This is a genomic window from Streptomyces sp. NPDC006265, assembly GCF_040613555.1.
In the GTDB taxonomy this organism is placed as follows: domain Bacteria; phylum Actinomycetota; class Actinomycetes; order Streptomycetales; family Streptomycetaceae; genus Streptomyces.
Genome location: NZ_JBEXSH010001171.1, coordinates 1 through 2226 on the forward strand (window position 1 = coordinate 1; position 2226 = coordinate 2226).

Annotated in this window: 2 protein-coding genes and 1 pseudogene; all 3 read left to right on the forward strand. The window is 71.7% G+C overall.

The annotated features are described in order from the left end of the window. Positions 1-2: 2 nt before the first annotated feature. Positions 3-908, forward strand: coding sequence for an SUKH-4 family immunity protein (locus ABZ281_RS46670; RefSeq protein ID WP_356664610.1), 906 nt, complete (start codon positions 3-5; stop codon positions 906-908). Between the two features lie 169 nt (positions 909-1077). Further along, complete coding sequence (locus ABZ281_RS46675) at positions 1078-1539, forward strand: carboxymuconolactone decarboxylase family protein (protein ID WP_356664612.1); 462 nt, start codon at positions 1078-1080, stop codon at positions 1537-1539. Between the two features lie 189 nt (positions 1540-1728). Beyond that, a pseudogene (locus ABZ281_RS46680) lies at positions 1729-2226 on the forward strand (cellulose-binding protein); the annotation flags it as partial.

Below are 2226 nucleotides of genomic sequence, written 5' to 3' on the forward strand. Positions count from 1 at the left end.
AGCTGATCCGGCGTTCGGCGCCGGGTACGCCGCACCCGGAGTGGCAGATCTTCCACGAGCTGCGGGCCATGAACGTGCCCCCGGACCAGGTGCTTGAGCTGCATACCGAGCTGGAGTCGTGCGAGCTGCCGGGTGCGTACTGCGCGCGGATGATCCGGGAGCAGTGGCCGCAGGCTCGCATCACGAGCATCGCGCCGTACGGCACGGAGCATGCGAGCCGGCAGCAGGGCATGCAGCAGCTGCTGGCCCACCAGGGCGAGTTGCACCAGGTGGCGGACGGCCCGGCGCGTCCGGCGCCGGTGCGCGCTCCACTGCCGCCGGTGCAGGCGGTGCCGCCTATCCCGCCGGAGGCCATCGGGCAGGAGCTGGCGGCCGCGTTCGGGCCGGGCGTGTTCCGGTTCGAGCAGGCCGCCGTGTCGCGGCAGGGCGTGCCGCCGGTGGTGGCGCACACGCTGGTGGCGGCCGGACTGCCGATGGACATGGGCCCGTTCTTCTGGGCGCAGGCGCAGCCGGGCCGTCCCGTTCCGACGCTGGCGGAGCTGGCGGCCGAGCGCGGTGTGCAGCCGGCCTCGGACGCCGGTTCCTATCTGGTGATGGGCAGCGACTTCGGCAAGGCCATCTGCGTGCAGTACGGCACGGCGAACATCGTGGCCGTGCCGGTGGAGGCGGGGCCGGGTGGGGCGCCCGTGCCGCCGCAGTTCGTGAACACGGGGCTGCCGGAGTTCGCGCGCTGTCTGGCGCTGCTCGGGCGGATGTGGCGGTTGCGGTTCGGGCTGAACCAGGAGCAGGCGGGCCGCTGGACCGTCGACTTCCAGGCCCAGCTGGCCGCGCTCGACCCGGCGGCACTGGGGTCGCCGGAGAGCTGGTGGTCGGTGCTGCTGGAGCAGATGTGGGACGGACTGCTGTGACGCCTCGCCGCTGACGTGCCGTAAGGAGCCGGGTTCGGTCGCTCGTACGACCGGGCCCGGCTCTTTCCTGTCCGTGCCGAAGATTTTTCGCACCGGGCTGTCACACCTCCCTCCGCCGTTCCGTCAGTGCAGTGACAGCGACGCACGGCCGACACAGGAGGCAGAGATCATGCAGGCACGGATGACGAACCCGGCTTACGTCCTTTCCGGCGCGATGAAGGGCATCGGCACCCTCTTCCAGGCGATCGGGGAGGGCGGCCTGGCACAGGACGTGGCGGAGACGGCCGGGCTGCGCGCCAGCCAGATCAACGGCTGCGGCCCCTGTGTGCACGGGCATGTCACCAACCTCCGCAAAGCCGGGGTGAGCGAGGAGCGCATCGCGGCCGTCGCCGCCTGGCGACACGCGCCGTTCTTCTCGGACGCCGAGCGTGCCGCGCTGAAGCTGACGGAGGCGATGACGCGGCTTTCCGACCTCTCGGGGGAGTCGGTGCCGGACGCGCTGTGGGACGAGGTGGCCGACCACTTCGACGAGAAGGAACTCTCCGCGCTGATCCTCACCGTCTCGGTCACCAACATGTTCAACCGCATCAACACGACCATCCAGGAGCCCGCGGGCACCACCTGGGGCTGACGGCCCGTACGGTCGTAGGGCCTTCACGGCCCGTACGGCTTGGCCGTGGGCCCGTGACCTCGGTGCGGAGTGTCGCGTTATGAACACTTCCGTCTGATCCACCAAGATGTGCGCGAAATCATCCCATTTCTAGCGCTACTTCATATCGGTGCGCGCGCCTTCGCATCGGTGTGGTGGAGAGGGGTCCGGATGAGCAGCGCGACGGTGTCACCGCACGGCTTCACGGCCGTGCGGGGGCGCGGTTACCGTCCCGAGCAGGTCGACGCGTACGCCGAGGCCCTCTCCGCGGACCGGGACGCGGCCTGGGAGAGGGCGGCCCGCCTGACGGTGCTCGCCCGGCGGATGGACGAGGAACTGGAGCGACTGCGCGAGACTGTGGGCCGACTGGCCCCTCAGACCTACGAGACGCTCGGGGAACGGGCGCAGCGGCTCTTCGAACTCGGCGAGCAGGAGGCCGCGGCCGTACGGGAGGGGGCGCTGCGGGAAGCGCGCCAACGCGTGGACGGGGCCCGGTCGTCAGCGGCCGGCGTGCGCGAGTGGGCGCAGGCGCACGCCGATGCCGTGCGCGCCGACGGCGACGAACGTGCCACGCAGCGGCTGCTCGCCGCGCACGCCGAGGGGCCCGCTTCCAGGCGCCCCGTCCCGCCCGGCCCTGGGACGGCATACGGGAGGCCCACGCCTTCGGCC

What these genes read in the sequence shown, in the direction of transcription:
- ABZ281_RS46675 (WP_356664612.1), top strand. Translation starts at nt 1,078, where the DNA reads ATGCAGGCACGGATGACGAACCCGGCTTACGTCCTTTCCGGCGCGATG.